13 protein-coding genes are annotated in these 23104 nt (G+C 65.0%); 11 read left to right on the top strand and 2 right to left on the bottom strand.

The window, feature by feature from the left end; translation table 11 throughout:
- The first annotated feature begins 211 nt into the window (after positions 1-211).
- From QRQ56_RS28495 to QRQ56_RS28470, 6 genes are read left to right on the top strand one after another with little or no spacing between them, the layout of a single operon-like run.
- Positions 212-3061 (top strand): bifunctional transaldolase/phosoglucose isomerase, encoded by a 2850-nt coding sequence (locus QRQ56_RS28495; protein ID WP_438744503.1) that lies wholly within the window; start codon positions 212-214, stop codon positions 3059-3061.
- 12 nt (positions 3062-3073) lie between these two features.
- Entirely contained in the window at positions 3074-4072 is a 999-nt protein-coding gene (gene gnd, locus QRQ56_RS28490) for a phosphogluconate dehydrogenase (NAD(+)-dependent, decarboxylating) (RefSeq protein ID WP_438744502.1), read from the top strand.
- Between the two features lie 27 nt (positions 4073-4099).
- Positions 4100-5611 (top strand): glucose-6-phosphate dehydrogenase, encoded by a 1512-nt coding sequence (gene zwf, locus QRQ56_RS28485; RefSeq protein WP_438744501.1) that lies wholly within the window; start codon positions 4100-4102, stop codon positions 5609-5611.
- Positions 5608-6357, top strand: coding sequence for a 6-phosphogluconolactonase (gene pgl / locus QRQ56_RS28480; RefSeq protein WP_438744500.1), 750 nt, complete (start codon positions 5608-5610; stop codon positions 6355-6357). Before zwf ends, pgl begins: the two co-directional genes overlap by 4 nt.
- Positions 6344-6874, top strand: a complete 531-nt coding sequence (locus QRQ56_RS28475; RefSeq protein WP_438744499.1) for a gluconokinase — start codon at positions 6344-6346, stop codon at positions 6872-6874. Before pgl ends, QRQ56_RS28475 begins: the two co-directional genes overlap by 14 nt.
- A 25-nt stretch (positions 6875-6899) precedes the next feature.
- Positions 6900-7712, top strand: a complete 813-nt coding sequence (locus QRQ56_RS28470; protein ID WP_438744498.1) for an HAD family hydrolase — start codon at positions 6900-6902, stop codon at positions 7710-7712.
- A 166-nt stretch (positions 7713-7878) separates the two neighbouring features.
- Here the strand turns inward: QRQ56_RS28470 and QRQ56_RS28465 are convergent, their stop codons facing one another.
- Together QRQ56_RS28465 and malQ are read right to left on the bottom strand one after the other, a co-directional pair.
- The gene (locus QRQ56_RS28465) at positions 7879-9681 is read right to left on the bottom strand and encodes a glycoside hydrolase family 15 protein (protein WP_438744497.1); all 1803 of its coding nucleotides are present in this window, start codon (positions 9679-9681) and stop codon (positions 7879-7881) included.
- Positions 9682-9724: 43 nt separating this feature from the next.
- A complete protein-coding gene (malQ, locus tag QRQ56_RS28460; RefSeq protein WP_438744496.1) occupies positions 9725-11686 on the bottom strand; it encodes a 4-alpha-glucanotransferase in 1962 nt (653 codons plus the stop codon).
- 204 nt (positions 11687-11890) lie between these two features.
- Here malQ and QRQ56_RS28455 point away from each other — a divergent pair, with 204 nt between their 5' ends.
- From QRQ56_RS28455 to treZ, 5 genes are read left to right on the top strand one after another with little or no spacing between them, the layout of a single operon-like run.
- Positions 11891-13837 (top strand): maltotransferase domain-containing protein, encoded by a 1947-nt coding sequence (locus tag QRQ56_RS28455; protein WP_438744495.1) that lies wholly within the window; start codon positions 11891-11893, stop codon positions 13835-13837.
- A gap of 11 nt (positions 13838-13848) precedes the next feature.
- Complete coding sequence (gene treS / locus QRQ56_RS28450; protein ID WP_438744494.1) at positions 13849-17139, top strand: maltose alpha-D-glucosyltransferase; 3291 nt, start codon at positions 13849-13851, stop codon at positions 17137-17139.
- Complete coding sequence (glgB, locus tag QRQ56_RS28445; protein WP_438744493.1) at positions 17132-19270, top strand: 1,4-alpha-glucan branching protein GlgB; 2139 nt, start codon at positions 17132-17134, stop codon at positions 19268-19270. Before treS ends, glgB begins: the two co-directional genes overlap by 8 nt.
- A gap of 3 nt (positions 19271-19273) precedes the next feature.
- The gene (glgX, locus tag QRQ56_RS28440; protein ID WP_438744492.1) at positions 19274-21352 is read left to right on the top strand and encodes a glycogen debranching protein GlgX; all 2079 of its coding nucleotides are present in this window, start codon (positions 19274-19276) and stop codon (positions 21350-21352) included.
- Entirely contained in the window at positions 21349-23103 is a 1755-nt protein-coding gene (treZ, locus tag QRQ56_RS28435; RefSeq protein ID WP_438744491.1) for a malto-oligosyltrehalose trehalohydrolase, read from the top strand. The genes glgX and treZ overlap by 4 nt, the downstream gene beginning before the upstream one ends.
- The last annotated feature ends 1 nt before the right edge of the window (position 23104 follow it).

The raw sequence follows: 23104 nt of genomic DNA, 5'->3' as shown, positions 1-23104 counted from the left end.
AACCAGACCCGGCCGAACGCTCGGCCAACGACTTTTTACGCAACACCGGCTACTGCCGACGGGATCGCCATGATCGCGACGGAGTTACACTGGAGGGTATGACACCTGTACCCTTGATTGGTTCCCTCCCGGGAGCATGTAAGCTAGAGGATAGCGCGTCAGGACAGGCGCGGAAACCCCTCGTCCGCAGGCTTGGAGATAAATAAGCACCATGAATCCCGTCAAAGAACTGGAAAAGCACGGACAGGCCGTCTGGCTGGACTTCCTCGCCCGCGGCTTCATCGCCAAGGGCGACCTGAAGCGGCTGATCGAGACCGACGGCGTCAAGGGCGTCACGTCCAACCCCTCGATCTTCGAGAAGGCGATCGGCAGCTCGGACGAGTACGACGCCCCGATCGGCAAGGCGCTGAAGCGCGGCGACCGGACCGTGGCCGATCTGTTCGAAGCCGTCGCGATCGAGGACATCCAGAACGCCGCCGACGTGCTGCGCCCGGTCTATGACCGCCTCAAGGGCGGCGACGGCTATGTCAGCCTGGAGGTCTCGCCCTACCTGGCCATGGACACATCAGGCACCGTCGCCGAGGCCCGCCGGCTGTGGAAGGACGTCGATCGCAAGAACCTGATGGTGAAGGTGCCGGCGACGCCGGAAGGCCTGCCGGCGATCGAGACGCTGATCGGCGACGGCATCAGCATCAACATCACGCTGCTGTTCTCCAAGTCGGTCTACCTCGAGGTGGCCGAAGCCTACATCGCCGGTCTCGAAAAATACGTCGCCGGCGGCGGCGACCCCTCGCATGTCGCGAGCGTCGCGAGCTTCTTTGTCAGCCGCATCGACAGCGTCGTCGACAAGCAGCTCGACGACAAGATCGCCCGCGCCAACGACCCGTCCGAGAAGGAGCGGCTTGCCGCCCTCAAGGGCAAGGTCGCGATCGCCAACGCCAAGATAGCCTATCAGGATTACAAGCGCCTGTTCTCCGGCCCCCGCTGGGACAAGCTCGCCGCCAAGGGCGCGAGGCCGCAGCGCATGCTGTGGGCCTCGACCGGCACCAAGAACAAGGACTACAGCGACGTCCTCTATGTCGAGGAGCTGATCGGCCCCGACACCATCAACACCGTGCCGCCGGCGACGCTAGATGCATTCCGCGACCACGGCAAGCCGCGCGACAGCCTGGAAGAGAACGTCGACGACGCCCGCCGCGTGCTGGAAGAGCTGGAGCGTTCCGGCATCTCGCTTGACGCCATCGCCGAGGAGCTGGTCAAGGACGGCGTCAAGCTGTTCGCGGACGCCGCCGACAAGCTCTACGGCGCGGTCGCCCACAAGCGCGCCACCGTGCTCGGCAGCGCGATCGACCGCCAGCAGCTTTCGCTCGGCGACGAGCTCGGCAAGGCTGTGACCAAGAGCACCGAGGAATGGCGCGCCTCCGCCAAGATCCGCCGGCTCTGGCAGCGTGACAAATCGGTCTGGACCGGCGCGGACGAGAACAAATGGCTCGGCTGGCTCGACAGCGCCGCCAAGGCCGACGTCGCCGATTACGAGGACTATGCGGGCCGCGTGAAAGGCCAGAAGTTCTCCGACGCCGTCGTGCTCGGCATGGGCGGATCGAGCCTCGGACCGGAGGTGCTGGCCGAGACCTTCGGCAAGAAGCCCGGCTTCCCGAAGCTGCATGTGCTCGACTCCACCGACCCGGCGCAGGTACGGGCGATGGAAGCGAAGATCGACATCGCCAGCACCGTGTTCATCGTGTCCAGCAAGTCCGGCGGCACCACCGAGCCGAACGCGATGAAGGACTATTTCCACGAGCAGGTTGCCAAGGCGGTCGGGCCCAAGGTGAAGACCGGCCATCGCTTCATCGCGGTGACCGATCCGGGCTCGTCGCTGGAGAAGTCCGCGAAGAAGCTGAACTATGCCCGCATCTTCCATGGCGAGCCCTCGATCGGCGGCCGCTATTCGGTGCTGTCGCCGTTCGGCCTGGTGCCGGCGGCGACCGCCGGCATCGACGTCAAGACCTTCGTCAAGCATGCGCTCTCCATGGCCCGCTCCTGCGGACCGGACGTGCCGCCGAGTGAAAACCCGGGCGTGCAGCTTGGCCTTGCCATGGGCCTCGCCGGCCTCGAAGGCCGCGACAAGGTGACGATCCTCGCCTCGAAGAAGATCGCCGATTTCGGGGCCTGGGCCGAACAGCTGATCGCGGAATCGACTGGCAAGGAAGGCAAGGGCCTGATCCCGATCGAGGGCGAGCCGCTGGGCGATCCCTCCGTCTACGGCAACGACCGCTTCTTCATCGACATCCGCATCGAAGGCGAGGCGGACGCCGCCCATGACTCGGCTCTCGCCGGGATCGAGGCCGCGGGCCATCCCGTCGTGCGCATCGTCATGAAGTCGATTGATCATCTCGGCCAGGAGTTCTTCCGCTTCGAGATGGCGACGGCGGTGGCCGGCTCGATCCTCGGCATCAACCCGTTCGACCAGCCGGACGTAGAGGCGGCCAAGATCAAGACCCGCGAGCTCACGGCATCGTTCGAGAAGACCGGCGCGCTGCCGAAGGAGCAGCCGGTGGTCAGCACGGATGAGGCCGATCTCTACACCGACGAGGCCAATGCCACGGCGCTGCGCGCCGCCGGCGCCAATGGCGACCTCACCTCATGGCTGAAGGCGCACCTGTCGCGCTCCGGCGACGGCGACTATGTCGCCCTGCTCGGCTATGTCGCCCGCGACAAGGCTACGATCGATGCGCTGCAGGCGATGCGGCTCGAGGTGCGCGAGAAGCGCCGGGTCGCGACCTGCGCCGAGTTCGGACCGCGCTTCCTGCACTCCACGGGGCAGGCCTACAAGGGCGGGCCCGACAGCGGCGTGTTCCTCCAGATCACCGCTGACGATGCCAAGGACCTGGCGGTGCCGGGCCAGAAGGCCAGCTTCGGCGTCATCAAGGCGGCGCAGGCGCGCGGCGATTTCGACGTGCTCACCGAACGGGGCCGGCGCGCGCTGCGCGTCCACCTCAAGGGCGGGCTCAAGAAGGGTCTTGCGGCCCTGAACGCCGCGCTCACCGACGCGCTCACTTAAGGAATATCGCCAATGCAACTCGGCATGATCGGCCTCGGCCGGATGGGCGGCAACATCGTTCGCCGCCTGATGCGCCACGGACATTCGACCGTGGTCTACGACAAGGACGCCAAGGCCGTCGCCGGGCTTGCCGCCGACGGCGCGGTGGGCTCGGCGACGCTCGAAGAGTTCATCTCGAAGCTCGAGCGTCCCCGCACGGCCTGGGTGATGCTGCCGGCCGGCCACATCACCGAGACCACGATCGACACGATCGCAAAGGTGATGCAGGAAGGCGACGTCATCATCGATGGCGGCAATACCTTCTGGCAGGACGACGTCCGCCGCGGCAAGGCGCTGAAGGCGCGCGGCATCCATTATGTCGACGTCGGCACGTCCGGCGGCGTCTGGGGTCTCGACCGCGGCTATTGCATGATGATCGGTGGCGAGAAGCAGGTCGTCGACCGGCTCGATCCGATCTTCGCCGCGCTCGCGCCCGGCGCCGGCGACATCCCGCGCACGGAGGGGCGAGATGGCCGCGATCCCCGCATCGAGCAGGGCTACATCCATGCCGGCCCCGTCGGCGCAGGCCACTTCGTCAAGATGATCCACAACGGCATCGAATACGGCCTGATGCAGGCCTATGCCGAGGGTTTCGATATTCTCAAGAATGCGAACATCGACGCCTTGCCGCAGGATCATCGCTACGATTTCGATCTCGCCGACATTGCGGAAGTGTGGCGGCGCGGCAGCGTGATCCCGTCCTGGCTGCTCGACCTCACCTCGACCGCGCTCGCCGACAGTCCGCAGCTCACGGAATATTCCGGCTTCGTCGAGGATTCCGGCGAAGGACGCTGGACCGTGAATGCGGCGATCGACGAGGCGGTGCCGGCCGAAGTCTTGACCGCCGCGCTCTACACACGTTTCCGTTCACGGCGGGAACACACCTTCGCCGAAAAAATTCTCTCTGCGATGCGTGCGGGGTTTGGCGGCCACAAGGAGCCGAAGCAACCGGGCGCGACGAAGCCGAAATAAGACGCAACAAGCGAAGGCCAATCGTTCGTGACAAAAGACCCGCAAGCCAAGCGCAAGCCGGAAAATTGCGCCTTCGTCATCTTTGGTGTGACCGGTGATCTCACTCACCGCCTGGTGATGCCATCGCTCTACAATCTGGCAGCCGAGCACCTGTTGCCTGAAAAATTCTGCGTCGTCGGCGTGGCCCGCAAGAGCCAGTCCGACGACGAGCTGCGCGAGAGCCTGATGAAGGGCCTGCGCCAGTTCGCGACGCGTCCCATTGACGACGACACGGCCAAACGACTTCTGCAATGCGTCACTTTCGTCGAGGCCGATCCCAAAGATCCGCCGTCATTCGATCGCCTGCGCGAGCATCTGGATTCTTTGGAATGCGCGCAGGAGACTGGCGGCAACCGCCTGTTCTACCTCGCCACGCCGCCGGCTGCGTTCGCGCCGACCGCGCGCGAACTCGGCCGCACCGGCATGATGAAGGAGAACGGCGCCTGGCGCCGCCTCGTGATCGAAAAGCCGTTCGGCACCGATCTCGCATCGGCCAAGGCGCTCAACGCCGAACTTCTGAAGATCATGGACGAGCACCAGATCTACCGGATCGATCACTATCTCGGCAAGGAGACGGTGCAGAACATCCTGGTGCTGCGCTTTGCCAACGGCATGTTCGAGCCGATCTGGAATCGCAACCACATCGACCACATCCAGATCACGGTCGAGGAGAAGCTCGGCGTCGGCCATCGCGGCGGCTTCTACGATGCCACCGGTGCGCTGCGCGACATGGTGCCGAACCACCTGTTCCAGCTGATGTCGCTGGTCGCGATGGAGCCGCCGGCACGCTTCGACGCCCATTCGGTCCGCTCCGAGAAGGCGGAGGTGCTGACGTCGATCCAACTGCCGAGCCGGGAGGATGCGCTGAAAAATTCGGTCCGCGCGCAATATCTCTCAGGCCGCATCGGCGACGACGATGTTCCGGACTATCGCAAGACCGAGGACGTCAAGCCCGGCAGCACCACCGAGACCTTTGTTGCGCTGAAGCTGATGATCGACAATTGGCGCTGGGCCGGCGTCCCCTTCTATCTGCGTACCGGCAAGGCGCTCGGCCACAAGCGCACCGAAGTCGCGATCAAGTTCAAGCAGGCGCCGTTGTCGATGTTCTCGGGGACCGACGTCGACCGCCTGTCGCAGAACTTCCTCACCATCGGTATCGCGCCGACCGAAACCATCGAGCTGCAGTTCAACGCCAAGATCCCGGGGCCGAGCATCACGATCGATGGCGTCGAGATGAAATTCAAGTACGGCGACTATTTCCAGGCCGATCCCTCGACCGGTTACGAGACGTTGATCTACGACTGCATGATCGGCGACAACATCCTGTTCCAGCGCGCCGACGGCATCGAGGCCGGATGGCAGGCGGTGCAGCCGTTCCTGGACGCCTGGAAGAGCGCGGGCACCAACGGCATCGAGACCTATGAGGCCGGCAGCGACGGGCCGGCCTGTGCCGACGAGCTGCTGCGGCGCGACGGGCGAAGCTGGCGGAAGTTTTCGTGACGGACGCAGCACAGCCAAAGCTGATCGTTGCCGCCGATGCGGAGGCGCTGGCGCAGGCCGCGGCAGAGCGGGTGATGGCGCGCATCGCCGCCAATCCCGGCCGCATCGCAATCTGCCTCACCGGAGGCTCCAGCCCGAAGAAGCTCTATCAATTGCTCGGCAGCGACGCGTATCGCGGCAAGATCCCGTGGGAGCGCGTGCATTGGTTCGTCGGTGACGAGCGCTTCGTCCCGGAGAGCGATCCGCTCAACAACATGGCGGTCGCCCGCGCGACGTTTCTCGATCGCAACGCGCCCTCCGGCCATGTCCATCCGATCCCGACCACCGCCGACAATCCCGATCGCAGCGCCGAGGCATATGCGCGCGAGCTGCGGGCCTTTTACGGCGCCGAGAACCTTGATCCGGCGCGCCCCCTGTTCGACCTCGTCCTGATGGGCGCCGGGCCGGACGGCCACACCGCCTCGCTGTTTCCCGGCTTCCCCGAAATCGAGGAAACCGAGCGCTGGGTCGTTGGCGTCCCCAAAGCCAATGTCGCGCCGTTCGTGCCGCGGGTCTCGCTCACCCTGCCCGCTCTCGCCTCGTGCTACGAAATGCTGTTCGAGATTGCCGGCCACGACAAGCAACCGATCTTGACGCGCCTCCTCAATGGCGAGACTCTGCCGGCATTACGCGCGCGCTCGAAGGGTGAGACCGTCTGGCTGGTCGACAGGGCCGCGCTTCCGGAGGAAATTCGTGGGCCGCGTTGAAGCACCTTGTGCATTGATCGTGATGGGCGTGTCGGGCTCGGGCAAGAGCACGATCGCGGAAGCGCTCGGCCAGCGGCTCGGCTGGCGCTTCGAGGACGGTGACAGCTTCCATCCCGCCAGCAATGTCGAGAAGATGCGGGCCGGCCATCCCCTCACCGACGAGGACCGCTGGCCCTGGCTCAACGCCATCGCCGACGAGATCGGGCGGGTCTGCGGACAAGGCGGGCACATCATCATCGCCTGCTCGGCCCTGAAACACACCTATCGCGACGTGCTGCTGCGCGGGCGCGACGATGTCCGCTTCGTCTTCCTGAAGGGCACGAAAGAGCTGATCGCCGAACGGCTCGCGCAGCGCAAGGGCCATTTCATGCCGCCCGGGCTGCTGACGAGCCAGTTCGACACGCTGGAGCCGCCCGAGACCGGCGAGCACGTCATCACCGTCTCGATCGACGAGACCGTGGAGGCGATCGTCGACGGCATCGTGCGGCAACTGAAACTGGGCGGCGCGAAACGCTGAGCCAAAAGGAACGTTAGGTCCTGCCATGACGCAAATCTCACTCGTGGTGTCCGACGTCGACGGCACGCTGCTGACCAAGGACAAGACGCTGACGGATCGCGCCAAGTCCGCGGTGCAGCGGCTGCACAAGGCCGGCATCGGCTTCACCATCACGTCCAGCCGCCCCGCCATCGGCATGCGCTTCCTGATCGAGCCGCTGGCGCTGTGGCTGCCGGTCGGCCCGTTCAACGGCTCCTCCATCATCGATCCCGAGATGACGCCCGTCGAGCAGCACCTCATCCCCGCCGGCGCTGCCGAGCGATCCCTGCAAATCCTTCGCGAGTTCGGCGCCGACATCTGGCTCTTCACCGCCGACAAATGGCTGATCGACAATCCTGGCGGACGCTATGTCGCCCATGAGCAGCACACGATCCGCGCCGACCCGACCATCGTGACCGACTTCTCGCCCTACCTTGCCCGCGCTTGCAAGATCGTCGGCGCCAGCGCCGATGCAGCGGGCCTCGAGGCTTGCGAGAAGGCAATGCAGTCAGCGCTCGGCAGCGAGGCCACCGCGGTGCGCTCGCAGACTTACTATCTCGACATTACCCCGCCCGGCTTCGACAAGGGTACCTTCGTCAAGGCGATGGCGAGGCGCCTCGGCATCTCCCTGGATGCGGTCGCCACCATCGGCGACATGCAGAACGACCTCGCCATGTTCGCCGTCAGCGGCACCTCGATCGCCATGGGCAATGCCACCGACAGCGTCAAGGACAAGGCGACCAACGTCACCGCGAGCAACGAACAGGACGGTTTTGCGGAGGCGATGGAGATGATCCTGAAACGGAATGGGGTGGGCTGAGGTGTTTCAACCTCTCCCGCTTGCGGGAGAGGTCGCCGCGGAGCGGCGGGTGAGGGCTCTCTCCTCTTGGGGGTTCTTGCCAGCGGAGAGACCCCCACCCCAGCCCTCCCCCGCAAGCGGGAGAGGGAGTGCACCTACGCTCTGGATACAGTAGCGGCACCCACTGTCACTGCTTCGACCGCTGCATCGCCGGCTTCTCGCTCTTCTGCCTCGCCGCCGAAAGATTATGCGCGGTGTTGATCAGCGCGATGTGGGTCAGCGCCTGCGGGAAATTTCCGGTCTGGCGCCGGGCAACGGAATCGTATTCTTCGGCCAAGAGCCCAACATCGTTGGCGATGCCGGCTATGCGGTCGAGCAAGACTTGCGCCTTGTCGAGATCGCCCGCCAGTACATGAGCATCGGCCAGCCACAACGTGCAGGCCAGAAACGCGCCTTCGAGCGGCGGCTGTCCCGAAGGCAGCTCGCGCGGATCGTGCCGCAGCACGAAGCCGTCGCGCACCAGGCGGGCCTCGACGGAGGCGATGGTGCCGCGGATGCGCGGATCGTCCGCCGGCAGGAAGCCGACGGCCGGCAGCAGCAGCACGGATGCATCGAGCAGTTTCGAGCCGTAGGATTCGACGAAGGCATTCTCCTCCGCGTCAAATCCCCTGTTGCAGACGTCGCGATGAATGACCTCGCGCAAGGCGCGCCAGTGCAGCAGTGGCGCCTTGAAGCCGAAGGTCTCGGCGCTCTTGATGCCGCGGTCGAAGGCGACCCAGGTCATGACCTTGGAGAACACGTAGTGCTTGGGTTCGCCGCGCCGCTCCCAGATGCCGTGATCGGGCTGATCCCAGACCTCGGCCAGATGATTGAGCACGGCGCATTCCAGCGCCCAGCTTTCCTCGTCGAGCTTGAGCTTGGCCATACGCGACTGGTGGAAGGCGTCGATCAATTCGCCATAAACGTCGAGCTGAAGCTGCGCATGCGCAGCGTTGCCGACGCGCACGGGCTTTGCGCCCTCATAGCCGTCGAGCCAGCCTGCCTCCCATTCCAGGAGCCGGCGCTGGCCCCAGATGCCGTACATTATCTGCATGTTCGCCGGCGAGCCTGCCGCCGCGCGCAGCAGCCAATTGTGCCAGGCCGACGCTTCCTCGGTATAGCCCGAGTTCATCAGCGCCAGCAGCGTGAAGGTGGCATCGCGCAGCCAGCAGAAGCGGTAGTCCCAGTTCCTGCTGCCCCCGAGCTTCTCGGGCAATGACGTGGTGGGCGCCGCGACGATGCCGCCGGTCGGGCCGAAAGTCAGCGCTTTGAGCGTGATCAGCGAGCGCATGATCAGCTCGCGATAGTCGCCGTCGCGGGTGCAATGGCCGCACCAGTCCTTCCAGAATTTTTCGGTCTCCTCGAGTGCGACCTCCGGATCGATCGGCTCGGGCGGCGCGAGATGAGAGGGACCATAGGTCAGCACGAACGGCATGGTCTCGCCGGCCTTCACCTCGAAGTCGGAGACCGTGGTCAGATCCTCGCCGCGCGTCTTCGCCGGCGTGCGCAGCACCGTCATGTCCTGGCCGGCGATCGCCATCAGGGAATGATCGATCCGCCGCACCCAGGGAATGTCCACGCCGAAGCCGAAACGGATCACGAGCTCCATCCGCATCTTGACGGTGCCCTCGAGGCCGCGCACCAACCGCACGATGTCCGACGCCTTGCCGCGCGGCGGCATGAAATCGATCAGCGCGACGGCGCCGCTCCTGGTCTCGATGCGCGTTTCCAGGATGAGGGTGTCGCCGAGATAGCGGCGCGACGTCCCGGTGACGTCCTCGCTCGGTGCGATCAGCCAGCGGCCGTTCTTGTGGGTGCCGAGGATGGCGGCAAAGCAGGCGTCGGAATCGAAGGCCGGCCAGCACAGCCAATCGATCGAGCCGTCGCGCCCGACCAGCGCCGCGGTCTCGCAATCACCGATCAGCGCGTAGTCTTCGATCCTCTGGGACAATATCCTGCGAGCCTGGAAATCGAGCTTGGGAAGCCCTCGCCGATCAACTGCCGCCGGGCAACGAACGTTCCCGCGTCGCCGCTCGCAAGGCCGTGAGGTCGACCTTTGCCGCGATCTTGTCGAGCGCGACGGGAAGACGCTGGCGCCAATTCGGGTGCTCGTCGATCGTGCCGGGAATGTTGGGCTGGTCGATCACGCCCAAGAGATCCTCCATCGACACCGCGAGCAGCCGCGACGGCGTGCGCGACAGGAAGGCGAGCACGGAATAAAGGTCGTTGGCCTTGATGCCGTTCTGGCGCAGGATATCGTCGAGCCCGCCGAGCGCATCCCAGCGCGCCTGGTCGTTCTCGCCGGGATCGAGCCCGAGCGAACGCTTCATCTTGAGATCGCCGAAGGAGCGCCAGCCGGCATAGGTCGACAGATCATGCGTGTTCAGCGTGACCAGCGCATTGGGCCGGTAATGGTCGACGTTGCGGAAATGCCCGGCTTCGTCACGCTCGAACATCATGACCAGATAGGACCAGATGCCGAAATCCTGCATCATCTCGCGGAAACCTTCCGGTACGGTGCCGAGATCCTCGCCGATCACGATGCATTTGTGGGCGGCGCTCTCGCGTGCCACCGCGCCCAGCAGCGCCTCGAACGGCATCTGCACATAGGCGCCATTGTCCGGCTTGAAGCCGCGCGGCACGAGATAAAGCCGCTTCAGGCCGAGCACGTGGTCGAGCCGGATCGCGCCGGCATGGCGCATCGAGGCCGCGAGCATGTCGGCGAACGGCACGAAGGATTGCGCTTCCAAACCGCCAGCATTGAAGCCGGCAAGACCCCAGTCCTGGCCGATGGTGTTGAGCACGTCAGGCGGCGCGCCGACGGCAAGATGACGGGAGATCGCCATCTGCTCGTTCCAGGCATCGAAGCCGTTGGACTGCACGCCGACGGCGACGTCGAGATAGAGCCCGACCCGCATGCCGAGCTGGCTGGCGAGCTCCTTGGCCGCATGCAGCTGGCTGTCCGCCGTCCACTGCACGAATTCGACGAATTCGACCTCGCGCTTGTCAGGACCGTTGCGAAGCTCGGCGCATTTGGCCTCGTCCGGCTGCTGCCATTCCTGCGGCCATTCCCACCACGGCGCGTTGAAGCGATGGCGCAACACCTCGAAACAGGCAAAGCGCGACAGCAGCGGCGCGCGTTCGGCGCGGAAGGCGTCGAACGCGTTGCGACGGACGCCGCTCGCGCTCTTCGTGAAGCTGTCGAAGGCGGCGCGCAGGGCCAGCCATTTCAGCGCGGCCATGTCGGCATAGGGCACGCGGTCGCCTTCGCGCAGACGGGCCGCGGTCGCAGCCGCGTCGGGCACGAGGTCCGCGGAGAATTCGGCAATGGCCTCGACGTCGATATAGAGCGGATTGAGGAACAGCCGGCTGTTGGGCGAATACGGGCTGCAATCGGCCGGATGGTCGTCGAACAGAACGTGCAGCGGATTGAGCCCGACACCGTCGGCTCCGAGCTGCTTGGCGAGCCGCACCAGATTCGCAAGATCAGTGAAATCGCCGATGCCCCAGTTGCGGTCCGAACGGACGCTGTAGAGCTGCACAGCGAGCAGCCAGCCGCGGTCGAAATCGCCGCCGAAGGCCCGCTCCGGCGCCACGATCATCGGCACCTCTTCCGTCACACCCTTGGCATCGGTCAGCGTCAAGCGGTGATAACCGAGCGGCAGGCCGGCGGGCCAGGCGATCACGGGCTCGCGCGTCTCGCCCTGCGCGATCACATTGCCGTTTCCGGCCAATGTCCATTTCAGCGGCGGCGCGCCGACGGCCGCCAATTCCGTGCGCGGGTGTCCAAGCGCCCGAACCACGACCGGGCCGCTGACGAAGCGGTACACCCGCTTTTCTGGCAGGGCGTCGAGGATGGATTTGAGAGCCACGGGATCAGTGACCCGCAGCTTTCCGAGGGCATCGGTGAATTCGGACTGAACGCCCTTGATCTGGGCTTGAGCTAAAAGATCCATTCGGCACGCAGCTTGCAGGCCATTGTAAGGCCGGGGGCATCGATTTTTACGAGGCGACGGAAGACGTTAGTCAAGGGTAACTCACGAGCCGCACCTGCCGTTCCCGAGGGAACCAATGACACACAAGCGGCTTTCTATAGTGGTATCAAGCGTAGGTTCCCGACAAGGGAAACGGGCCCCTGCTTTCTTGTCAATGGCATCACCGTGAACAAGACAATTCAAACTGTCGAAAGTGCCGCAGCCGGCAGCGCTTTCCTCATCGAAGACGTCTATCCCGCGATCGATGGCGGTCGCTTCGCCGTGAAGCGGATCGCGGGCGAGCGCGTTGAGGTCTGGGCTGACGTCTATCGCGACGGCGAGGCCGTGGTCAGCAGCGCGCTGCTGTGGCGCCCAGAGCAGGACCGGGACTGGCGGCAAGAACCGATGATTCATCATGGCAATGACCGCTGGTCCGGCGCCTTCACGCCGATAGAGCCGGGCCAGTATGTCTACGCGATCGAGGCCTGGACCGACGAGTTCGCCACTTGGTCCCACTCGATCCTGCGCAAGCAGCGAGCCGGCGCCGACGTCAGCCTCGATGCGATCGAGGGCGCCGGCCTCCTGACCAAGGCCCATGGCGCCCAGCAGGCTGCCGCCGCGGTCATCGTCAGGCAATGCGAGGATTATCTGCAGACCGGCGATGTCACCTCGCTGCTTGCGAGCGAGCTCGGCGATGCCATGGCCGAGAGCCAGTCGCGGCCCGACCTGACCCGCTCCCAGCCCTTCCCGCTGACGGTCGATCGCGACCGAGCGCGATTTGGCGCCTGGTATCAGATGATGCCGCGCAGCCAGAGCCGGATTCCCGGCCAGCACGGCACGCTCCGCGACTGCATCGCCCGCGTGCCTGATATCGCGGCGATGGGTTTCGACGTGCTCTATTTCACTCCGATTCACCCGATCGGTCACAGCCGCCGCAAGGGCCGCAACAATGCGCCAACGGCCGGCGAAGGCGAGCCCGGCTCGCCCTACGCGATCGGCGCCGCCGAGGGCGGCCACGATGCGCTGCATCCCGAGCTCGGCACCATCGAGGATTTTCGCGCACTGGTCGCGACCTGCCTGGAATATGGCCTGGAGATCGCGCTCGACTTCGCGGTGCAATGCTCGCCGGACCATCCCTGGCTGACGCAGCATCCGGAATGGTTCAAATGGCGGCCGGACCGTTCGGTCCGGACGGCAGATGGCGCCTATTCGGACATCGTCATCCCCGATTTCGCCTCGGTCGACCGCATCGGACTGTGGAATGCGTTCCGCGACGCCATGCTGTTCTGGATCGACCATGGTGTCACCATCTTCGCCATCGACAACCACGACACCGCGCCGCTGGCGTTCTGGGATTGGCTGATCCGCGACATCCGCCGCCGGCATCCAGAGGTGATCCTGTTCTCCAAGACCTATGCACGGCCGAAGCTGATGAAGGGCCTCGCCAAGCTCGGCTTTGCGCAGTCCTTCACCTATTTCCCCTGGCGCACCTCGCGGTCGGAGCTGGAGCAATATCTCGGTGAGCTGACGCGTTATCCCGAACGCGACTTCCAGCGCCCGAACCTGTTCGTCAACACGCCCGACCTTCTGCCCTATCATCTCCAGAGCGGTGAGGCCTGGGCGTTCAAGTCGCGCGTTGCGCTGGCAGCGACATTGTCGGGCAGTTACAGCGTCTACAGCGGGTTTGAGCTGCTGGAGCACGACGCGATCCCCGGCCGCGAGGAATATCTCGATTCCGAAAAGTACCAGATCAAGCAGCGCGACTGGGACAGGCCCGGCAACATCAAGTCCTACCTTGCCGACCTCAACCGCATCCGCAACGACAACGGCGCGCTTCAGCAAACCGCGAACCTGCGTTTTCTCGGCGTCGAAGACGGCGAGACCATCGCCTTCGTCAAGGATGCGGCCGAGCCCGCCAACACCGTCGTCGTCGTGATCGCCCTCTCCCGCCACATCCGCGAATGCTGGCTGCCGCTCGGCGACGTCACCGTTGACGTCGGCGGGCAGCGACACCATGTGACGACACTCGAAAACCTGCTCACCGGCGAACAGTCCCGCATCGAATGGGGCGGGATCAAATTGCGTATCGATCCCGACCGCGATCCGGCGCTCCTGTTCCGCTGCCTGGCGTAAGGGGTCACGCCATGAATGTTCTATCTTCCGTCGACACCAAGAAGGCCGAGGCTGCCGAGATCGTGGATGAGCTCTGGTACAAGGACGCCATCATCTACCAGCTCCACGTCAAGGCCTTCGCCGACAGCAACAATGACGGCATCGGCGATTTCGCCGGCCTGACCGAGAAGCTGCCTTATCTGCAGGAGCTCGGCGTCACCGCGCTGTGGCTACTGCCGTTCTACCCCTCGCCCGGCCGCGACGACGGTTACGACATCGCCGACTATGGCTCGGTCAATCCCGATTTCGGGACCATGAAGGACTTCAAGCGCTTCATCCAGGAAGCGCAGAAGCGCGGCTTGCGCGTCATCACCGAACTCGTCGTCAACCACACCTCGGATCAACACAACTGGTTCAAGCGCGCGCGCCGCAGCCCCGCAGGATCGAGCGCCCGCAACTGGTATGTCTGGAGCGACACCGACCAGAAATACCAGGGCACGCGCATCATCTTCACCGACACCGAGAAGTCGAACTGGACCTGGGATCACGAAGCCGGCGCGTTCTACTGGCACCGCTTCTTTTCGCACCAGCCGGACCTGAACTTCGACAATCCGCGCGTGGTCAGCGCGCTGATCCAGGTGATGAAGCGCTGGCTGGACGCCGGCGTGGACGGTTTCCGCCTCGACGCCATTCCCTATCTGTGCGAGCGCGACGGCACCAACAACGAGAACCTCCCCGAGACGCACGCGATCATCAAGCGGCTGCGCCAGGAGCTCGACTCCTACTCCAAGGGCAAGCTGCTGCTGGCCGAGGCCAACCAATGGCCGGAGGACGTGCAGGAATATTTCGGCCGTGGCGACGAGTGCCACATGGCCTACCACTTCCCGCTGATGCCGCGCATCTACATGGCAATCGCGCAGGAGGACCGCTTCCCGATCACCGACATTCTGCGCCAGACGCCGGACATTCCGGCGAGCTGCCAATGGGCGCTGTTCCTGCGCAACCATGACGAGCTGACGCTCGAGATGGTCACTGACGTCGAGCGCGACTATCTCTGGACAACCTACGCCAACGATCCGCGCGCCCGTATCAATGTCGGCATCCGCAGGCGCCTTGCGCCGCTGATGGACAACGACCGGCGCAAAATCGAGCTGATGAACTCGCTGCTGCTGTCCTTCCCCGGCACGCCGATCATCTATTACGGCGACGAGATCGGGATGGGCGACAACATCTATCTCGGCGACCGCAACGGCGTGCGAACGCCGATGCAGTGGAGCCCGGACCGCAACGGCGGCTTCTCGCGCTGCGACCCGGCACGCCTCTACGCCCCGCTGATCATGGATCCGGTCTACGGCTACGAGTCGGTGAACGTGGAGGCACAGTCGCGCAGCCTGTCCTCGCTGCTCAGCGCCACCAAGCGGCTGATCTCGGTGCGCAAGTCGACGCTCGCCTTCGGCCGCGGCACCATGACGTTCATCCGCCCGTCCAACCGCGCGGTGCTCGCCTATGTCCGGCAATACCGCGACGAGGTGATCCTGTGCGTCGCCAATCTGTCGCGCGCGGCGCAGGCGACCGAGCTCGACCTGTCGCCGTGGAAGGACCGTATCCCGCAGGAGATGCTCGGCCGAACGCGTTTTCCGGCGATCGGCGAGCTGCCCTACATGATCACGCTGGGACCCTACGGTTTCTACTGGTTCCAGCTTCAGGAGCGCGACAAGTCCGAGCCGGTGACGCCGCGCGCGGTGCCGGAGTTCGAGACGCTGGTCGTGCCGGTGAACTCCAACTGGGTGTCGCTGGCCCGCGAGCGCGGCGTGTTCGAGCGCGACGTGCTGCCGGGATTCCTGTCGCGGACCCGGTGGTATCCCGAACACAATCCCAAGCACATCGAGGCCACGCTGACCTCGGCGGTGCCGTTCAGCGACATCGGCGACAACAGGCCCTGGATCGCGTTCTTCGAGACCAGGCGGGACGACGTGACCACGCGCTACGTGCTGCCCATGCAGATCGAGTGGGTGCGCTTCGACCGCGAACGCTTCAACCCGAAGGCGCTCGCCGCCGTGCGCCAGGGCGCGCGCGAGGGCACGCTGCTCGACGTTGCGACCGACCAGATTTTCATCGGCCTTTTCCTGCGCGGCCTGTCGCAGAACCTGGTGGTGGACGAGAACAATCTGCGGCTGGAGTTCAAGGCGACCAGCCGGTTCGGCGATTACACCATCAAGGAGCCCGAGCGAATCCGCGCGATCGAGCAGTCGAACAGCACCGCGCTGGTCGACAACCAGTACGTCGCCAAGATCTACCGCCGGCTGGAAAGCGGCATCAGCCCCGAGATCGAGATCGGCCATTATCTCACCGAGGTCGCGCGCTTTGCCAACACGCCGGCATTGCTCGGCAGCGTCGAGCTGGTCGAGGGTGAGCGGCGTAGCGCGCTCGGCATGCTGCATGCCTTCGTCGAGAACCAGGGCGACGGCTGGACCGTGACCACGGGTTATCTCGATCGCTATATCGACGACCAGCGCGTGCTGGCGGCCGGCGAAGCGCCCCGCGAGACCCAGGAGCAGGCGATTTACCTGCACTTCATCGCACAGATCGGCAAGCGCCTTGCCGAGATGCATGTCGCCCTCGCCGCGGCGAAGGCGGACGATCTGGCCCCTGAGCCGATGGTTGCTACGCATGTCGACGGCCTCGTCTCCGGCCTCAAGGTGCGGGCCGAACGGGTCCTTCAGCGACTGGCCGACGGCCGCGACGGCCTGCGGGAGGTGGACCGGACGCTGATCGACCGGCTCGTGGGCTTGCGCGGGACCCTGCTTGGCCAGATCAATGCGCTCTTGCCTTCCGGAATGGGCGGGTTGAACATCCGTCATCATGGCGACTTCCGCCTCGGGCAAACTCTGATCGTGAAGGACGATATCTTCATCATCGACTTCGACGGCGATCCGCGTCTGCCGCTGGCCGACAAGCGGCGCAAGCTGCCGGCCGCACGCGACGTCGCCGGCCTGATCCGCTCGATCGATCTTTCGGTTAACGCTGCCCTGAACCGCGCGCTGACCGGCGCCTCGGACGAGCATGACCGGCTCGCGTTGGCCCTCGGGGGATGGCGTGAGCGTGCCACCGCGACCTTCCTGTCCGCCTATCGCGAGGCCATGACCGACCGCCGGCTGTGGCCGCAAGATACCGCTGCCGCGGAAGGCCTGTTAAGGTTTTTCCTGCTTGATCAAGCCTTCGACGAAGTAGAGTACGAGCTGTCCCACCGGCCCGAGGGGCTTCATGCGCCGCTGACCGGACTGCTTCGCATTCTGTCCAATGAGAGCGAAGCCCATGCCTAAACTGCCAGCAGAAGCCTACGCGATCATCGAGGGGCGCCACTCCGACCCCTTCCACTATCTCGGCCTGCATCCCGAGGGCGGCCGAAGCGTGGTGCGCGCGTTCTTGCCCGAGGCTTCCAATGTCGAGGCGGTCGGCGAGCATGGCGAGGTCGCCTCGCTCGACCGCGTGCACGATGCCGGGCTGTTCATCGGCGCCCTGCCCAACGGCTCCAGGCACTACCAGCTGCGCGCGAAATTCGGCAACGACGTCGTCGAGTTCGAGGACGCCTACCGTTTTCCGCCGATCCTGACCGATTTCGACCTGTATCTGCTCGGCGAGGGCACCCACCAGCGGCTCTACGACAAGCTCGGCGCGCATCCGATGCGGTTGGAAGGCATCGACGGCATCGGCTTCGTGGTACTGGCCCCGAATGCGCGGCGCGTGTCCGTGGTCGGCGATTTCAATTTCTGGGACGGGCGGCGGCACCCGATGCGGGTGCGCGGTGCCGGCTATTGGGAATTGTTCATCCCGCACGCCAAGGCTGGCAATCACTACAAGTTCGAGATCATCGGCCCGCACGGTCATCTGCTGCCGCTGAAATCCGATCCCATGGCGTTTGCGAGCGAGGTCCGTCCGAAGACGGCTTCCATCGTGTTCGACGAAGCGCATCTGCCGCGGCCGCGTCCTGCGCCCGACGGCATCAACGCGCTGTCGGCGCCGATGTCGATCTATGAGGTCCATCTGGGCTCGTGGCGGCGCAAGAACGGCGATGAATGGCTCACCTATCGCGAGCTCGCCGAGCAATTGCCGGCCTACGCCCGCGACATGGGCTTTACCCATCTCGAATTCCTCCCCGTGAGCGAGCATCCGTTCGACGGCTCATGGGGCTATCAGCCGACTGGACTCTATGCGCCCACCAGTCGCTTCGGCACTCCTGAGGATTTCGCAGCGCTGGTCGATGCCTGCCACCGCGAGGGCGTCGGCGTCCTGCTCGACTGGGTGCCTGGTCACTTCCCCGACGATCCGCACGGGCTCGGCAGCTTCGACGGCACTGCGCTGTTCGAGCACGCCAATCCGCTGCAGGGCCGCCACCTCGATTGGGGAACGCTGATCTACAATTACGGCCGCACCGAAGTGACCAACTTCCTGGTGTCGAATGCGCTGTTCTGGATGGAGCGTTACGCGATCGACGGCCTGCGCGTCGATGCGGTCGCCTCCATGCTCTATCTCGACTACAGCCGGCCGCCCGGCGCGTGGATTCCGAACCAGTATGGCGGCCGCGAGAACATCGAGGCCATTAACTTCCTGCGCCGCTTCAACACCGAGGTGTTTGCCCGCTTCCCGCAGGCGACCACCGCGGCCGAGGAGTCCACCGCCTGGCCGCAGGTCTCGCGCCCCGTCGAATTCGGCGGTCTCGGCTTCGGCTACAAGTGGAACATGGGCTGGATGCACGACACGCTGAACTACATCAGCAAGGATCCGGTTCATCGCAAGTATCATCACGACGAGATCCTGTTTGGCCTGCACTACGCCTTCTCGGAAAATTTCATCCTGCCGCTCTCACATGACGAGGTCGTGCACGGCAAACGCTCGATCCTCGGACGCATGCCCGGCGACGAGTGGCAGCGCTTTGCGAATTTGCGCGCCTATTACAGCTTCATGTTCGGCCATCCCGGCAAGAAGCTGCTGTTCATGGGCGCCGAGATCGCGCAGAGCCGCGAATGGAATCACGACCAGTCGCTCGACTGGCACCTGCTCGAATACAAGGTCCATTCAGGCGTCCAGTCGCTGATCCGGGATCTCAACCGGCTCTACCGGGCGGTGCCGGCACTGCACCAGATGGACTGCGACCCGGCCGGCTTCGAGTGGCTCGTCACGGATGATGCGAGCCGCAACGTGTTCGCCTGGCTGCGCAAGGGATTCGACGAGCACGCAAGGTGCCTCGTCATCGTCAACTTCTCGCCGAACGTCTACCAGAACTATCGCATTCGCGTGCCGCTCGGCGGCAAGTGGAAGGAAGTGCTCAACTCGGACTCCGCCCATTATGGCGGCAGCAATGTCGGCAATGTCGGCGAGGTCCATGCCGAGGGCGGCGAGCTCCGTCTTACCATTCCACCGCTCGCCGCGATCTTCCTCGTTCCGGAAGGCTGACACATGCGCTTGACTGCCGGATCGCCCGCACGCCTCGGCGCAAGCTGGGACGGACGCGGCACCAATTTCGCGCTGTTCTCCGCCAACGCACAGAAGGTCGAGCTCTGCCTGTTCGACACGCAAGGCCGCCGCGAGCTCGAGCGCGTCGAGCTGCCGGAGAAGACCGAGGACGTCTGGCACGGCTACCTCAACGACGTCTCGCCGGGCCAGCTCTACGGCTATCGCGTGCACGGCCCCTACGAGCCCGAGCACGGCCATCGCTTCAATGCCAACAAGCTGCTGCTCGATCCCTATGCCAAGCGCCTGGCGGGACGTCTGGTCTGGAGCGACGCGCATTTCGCCTACCGCACCGGCTCGCCCCGCGAGGACCTGTCGTTCGACCGGCGCGACAACGCGCGCGGCATGCCCAAGGCCGTCGTGGTCGACGAGACCTTCAACTGGGGCCGCCGCGAGATCCGTCCCAACATTCCCTGGGAAGACACCGTCATCTACGAGGCTCACGTCAAGGGCCTGACGCAGAAGCGCGACGACGTGCCGCCGAACCTGCGCGGCACTTATGGCGGGCTGTCCTCGCCGGCGATGATCGAGCATTTGAAGAAACTCGGCGTCACCACGGTCGAGCTCTTGCCGGTGCACAGCTTCGTCGACGACCGCATCCTCGTGGAGAAAAAGCTCGCCAATTACTGGGGCTACAATTCGCTGTCCTTCTTCGCGCCCGAGCCGCGCTACGCCCAGGACAACGCGCTGGATTCCTTCCGCACCACCGTGGCACGGTTGCACGATGCCGGCATCGAGGTGATGCTGGATGTCGTCTACAATCACACCGCCGAGGGCAATCATCTCGGGCCGACGCTGTGCTACCGCGGCATAGACAACGCTTCCTATTACTGGCTGAACCGCGAGAACCCGCGCTATTACGACGACTTCACCGGCTGCGGCTCGTCGGTCAACCTCACCCATCCGCGCGTGCTGCAGATGGTGATGGACAGCCTGCGCTACTGGGTCGAGGTCTGCCATGTCGACGGCTTCCGCTTCGACCTCGCCACCACGCTGGCGCGCGGACCGAACGGCTATGATCGCGGCATTTCGTTCCTGACCGCGATCCGGCAGGATCCGGTGCTGGCGACCGTCAAGCTGGTCGCAGAGCCCTGGGATCTCGGTCTCGGCGGCTACCAGGTCGGCGCATTCCCCTCGCAATGGTCGGAATGGAACGATCGCTATCGCAGCGCCATGCGCCGCTACTGGAGCGGCGAAGGCAGCCTGATCGGCGACATCTCCAGCCGGATGACGGCATCCTCCGACCTGTTCAACCACGACGGACGGCGGCCGCGCGCCAGCATCAACCACATCACCGTCCATGACGGTTTCACGCTCGCCGACCTCTTCAGCTACAATGAGAAGCACAACGAGGCCAACGGCGAGGACAATCGCGACGGCTCCAACGACAATCACAGCAACAATTGCGGCGTCGAGGGGCCGACGGACGATCCTGAAATCATCGGCCTGCGCCGCCAGCTCCGCAAGAACGTGTTGGCCTGCCTGATGCTGGCGCAAGGCGTTCCGCTCATCCTCGCCGGCGATGAGGTCGGCAACTCGCAATCCGGCAACAACAACGCCTATTGCCAGGACAACGAAACCGGCTGGGTCGGCTGGGACAATCTCGGCAAGGAGGGCGACGACATGGTCGATTTCGTCGCCCATCTCGCCGACATCCGCCGCCGCTTCTCGCAGCTCCGCAGCCATCGCTGGCTCGATGGCCGGCCCGCGGACGGCGTGTCCTACGGCGCGCTGTGGCTGACGCCCGCCGGCGACGAGATGACGGAGAACGACTGGAAATTCCCCGAAGGAAGATTCCTCTCCTATGTGATGGGCCCGATGGAACCGGGGGGAGCCGCGATCTTTATCGTACTGAACGCCGCCCCCGAAGAGATCGCATTCAAATTGCCAAAAATGACCGAATACAAGAGCTGGCAGCAGATCCTGAACACCACGGATGCCAAGCTGAATACGATCGACTTCCCGCCCGGAACCGATAGCAAGGCCACGCCGCGCTCCGTGCTCGCCTTCGCGGGGGCGCTATGAGGCCATCCTTCGGGGCGAAGCCGACGAAGGACGGCGTGTCGTTTCGCCTGTGGGCCCCGGCCGCACGCCGTGTCGACCTGCTGCTCGACCGAAGGCACGCGATGCAGCGCCGGCAGGATGGCTGGTACGTAACCGAGATCGCCGGCCTCACCGCCGGCAGTTCCTACAAATTCAGGATCGACGACGAGGTCGACGTACCAGATCCGGCGTCGGCCTTCCAGCCGGATGACGTGTTCGGCCCGAGCGAGGTGATCGATCACGATGCCTATCCCTGGCGCGCGCGCGATTGGCGCGGCCGTCCCTGGGAAGAGACGGTGCTGATCGAGACCCATGTCGGCACCTTCACCTCGCAAGGCACTTACCGCGGCATGATCGACAAGCTCGATCATCTCGCCGCAACCGGCATCACCGCGCTGGAATTGATGCCATTGGCGGATTTCGCAGGACGCCGCGGCTGGGGCTATGACGGCGTGCTGTGGTATGCGCCCGACAGCGCCTATGGGCGCCCCGAGGACCTCAAGACGCTGATCGACGAGGCCCATCTGCGCGGGCTGATGGTATTCCTCGACGTGGTCTACAATCATTTCGGCCCCGAAGGGAATTACATCGGCCGCTACGCGCCGACCTTCTTCACCGATGCGCATACGCCGTGGGGCAGCGCGATCGATTATCGCGTGCCGCAGGTGCGGGCCTTCGCGGTCGAGAACGCGTTGTCCTGGCTCACCGACTATCGTTTCGACGGGCTCAGGCTGGACGCAGCCAACCACATCATGGCGATCCCGGGTGAGCAGTCGATGCTGCAGGACCTCAGCGTCGCCGCCGGCGAGCTTGCCAGGGCTACCAAGCGGCACATCCATCTCGTGCTGGAGAACGGCGACAATCGCGCCAGCCTGCTCGATGCGGCGCAGGATCCGCCGAACGGCAAGTATCGCGGGCAGTGGAACGACGACTATCACCACGTCTGGCACGTGATGCTGACCGGCGAACTCGCCGGCTATTACGCCGACTACCAGACGCCGCGCATGGACCTCGCCCGCGCGCTCGGCTCGGGCTTCGTCTACCAGGGCGAGATGTCGGAGTTCTGGGGCAAGAAGCCGCGCGGCGAGGCGAGCGGCGAGCTGCCGCCGGCGACCTTCGTCAACTTCCTGCAGAACCACGACCAGATCGGCAACCGCCCGCTCGGCGACCGGCTCGAAAGCCTGGCTTCGCCGCAGCAGATCGAGGCGGCACTTGCCGTGACGCTGCTCGCGCCGATGGTGCCGATGCTGTTTCAGGGCGAGGAATGGGGCTCCACGGTGCCCTTCCCGTTCTTCTGCGACTTCCAGGGCGGCCTCGCCGATGCCGTCCGCAAGGGGCGCAAGCAGGAATATGCCTGGGCCTATGAGAAGTACGGCGACGAGGTCCCCGATCCGCTCGATCCGGCGACGCTGCAATCGGCGGTGCTGGACTGGACCGGCCGCTCGCCCGCACAGGAGGCCCGGCTCGCGATGGTGCGAGAGCTGCTCGTGCTTCGCCGCAAGGAGATCGTACCGCGATTGAAAGGCACCAGCTTCGGCGTGGCCGAGGCGGCCGACAATGGCCTGCTCACCGCGCATTGGCGGATGGGCGACGGCGCCACATTGCGGCTGGTCGCCAATCTCTCGGACAAGGACATCGCGCGTCCTGACGGCGCAACGGGCACACCAATCTGGGGCGATGCGAGCGGCGAGCGCCTGCCGCCATGGTCGGTGATCTGGCACCTCGGAGGTTAAC

Source organism: Bradyrhizobium sp. U531 (assembly GCF_051710265.1).
Taxonomy (GTDB): domain Bacteria; phylum Pseudomonadota; class Alphaproteobacteria; order Rhizobiales; family Xanthobacteraceae; genus Bradyrhizobium.
Note: the sequence above shows the minus strand (reverse complement) of the source record. Positions and strands in the feature narration are given on the sequence as shown.

What these genes read in the sequence shown, in the direction of transcription:
- treS (WP_438744494.1), top strand. Translation starts at nt 13,849, where the DNA reads ATGAATGTTCTATCTTCCGTCGACACCAAGAAGGCCGAGGCTGCCGAG.
- QRQ56_RS28495 (WP_438744503.1), top strand. Translation starts at nt 212, where the DNA reads ATGAATCCCGTCAAAGAACTGGAAAAGCACGGACAGGCCGTCTGGCTG.
- treZ (WP_438744491.1), top strand. Translation starts at nt 21,349, where the DNA reads ATGAGGCCATCCTTCGGGGCGAAGCCGACGAAGGACGGCGTGTCGTTT.
- glgX (WP_438744492.1), top strand. Translation starts at nt 19,274, where the DNA reads ATGCGCTTGACTGCCGGATCGCCCGCACGCCTCGGCGCAAGCTGGGAC.
- glgB (WP_438744493.1), top strand. Translation starts at nt 17,132, where the DNA reads ATGCCTAAACTGCCAGCAGAAGCCTACGCGATCATCGAGGGGCGCCAC.
- QRQ56_RS28470 (WP_438744498.1), top strand. Translation starts at nt 6,900, where the DNA reads ATGACGCAAATCTCACTCGTGGTGTCCGACGTCGACGGCACGCTGCTG.
- gnd (WP_438744502.1), top strand. Translation starts at nt 3,074, where the DNA reads ATGCAACTCGGCATGATCGGCCTCGGCCGGATGGGCGGCAACATCGTT.
- malQ (WP_438744496.1), bottom strand. Translation starts at nt 11,686, where the DNA reads ATGGATCTTTTAGCTCAAGCCCAGATCAAGGGCGTTCAGTCCGAATTC.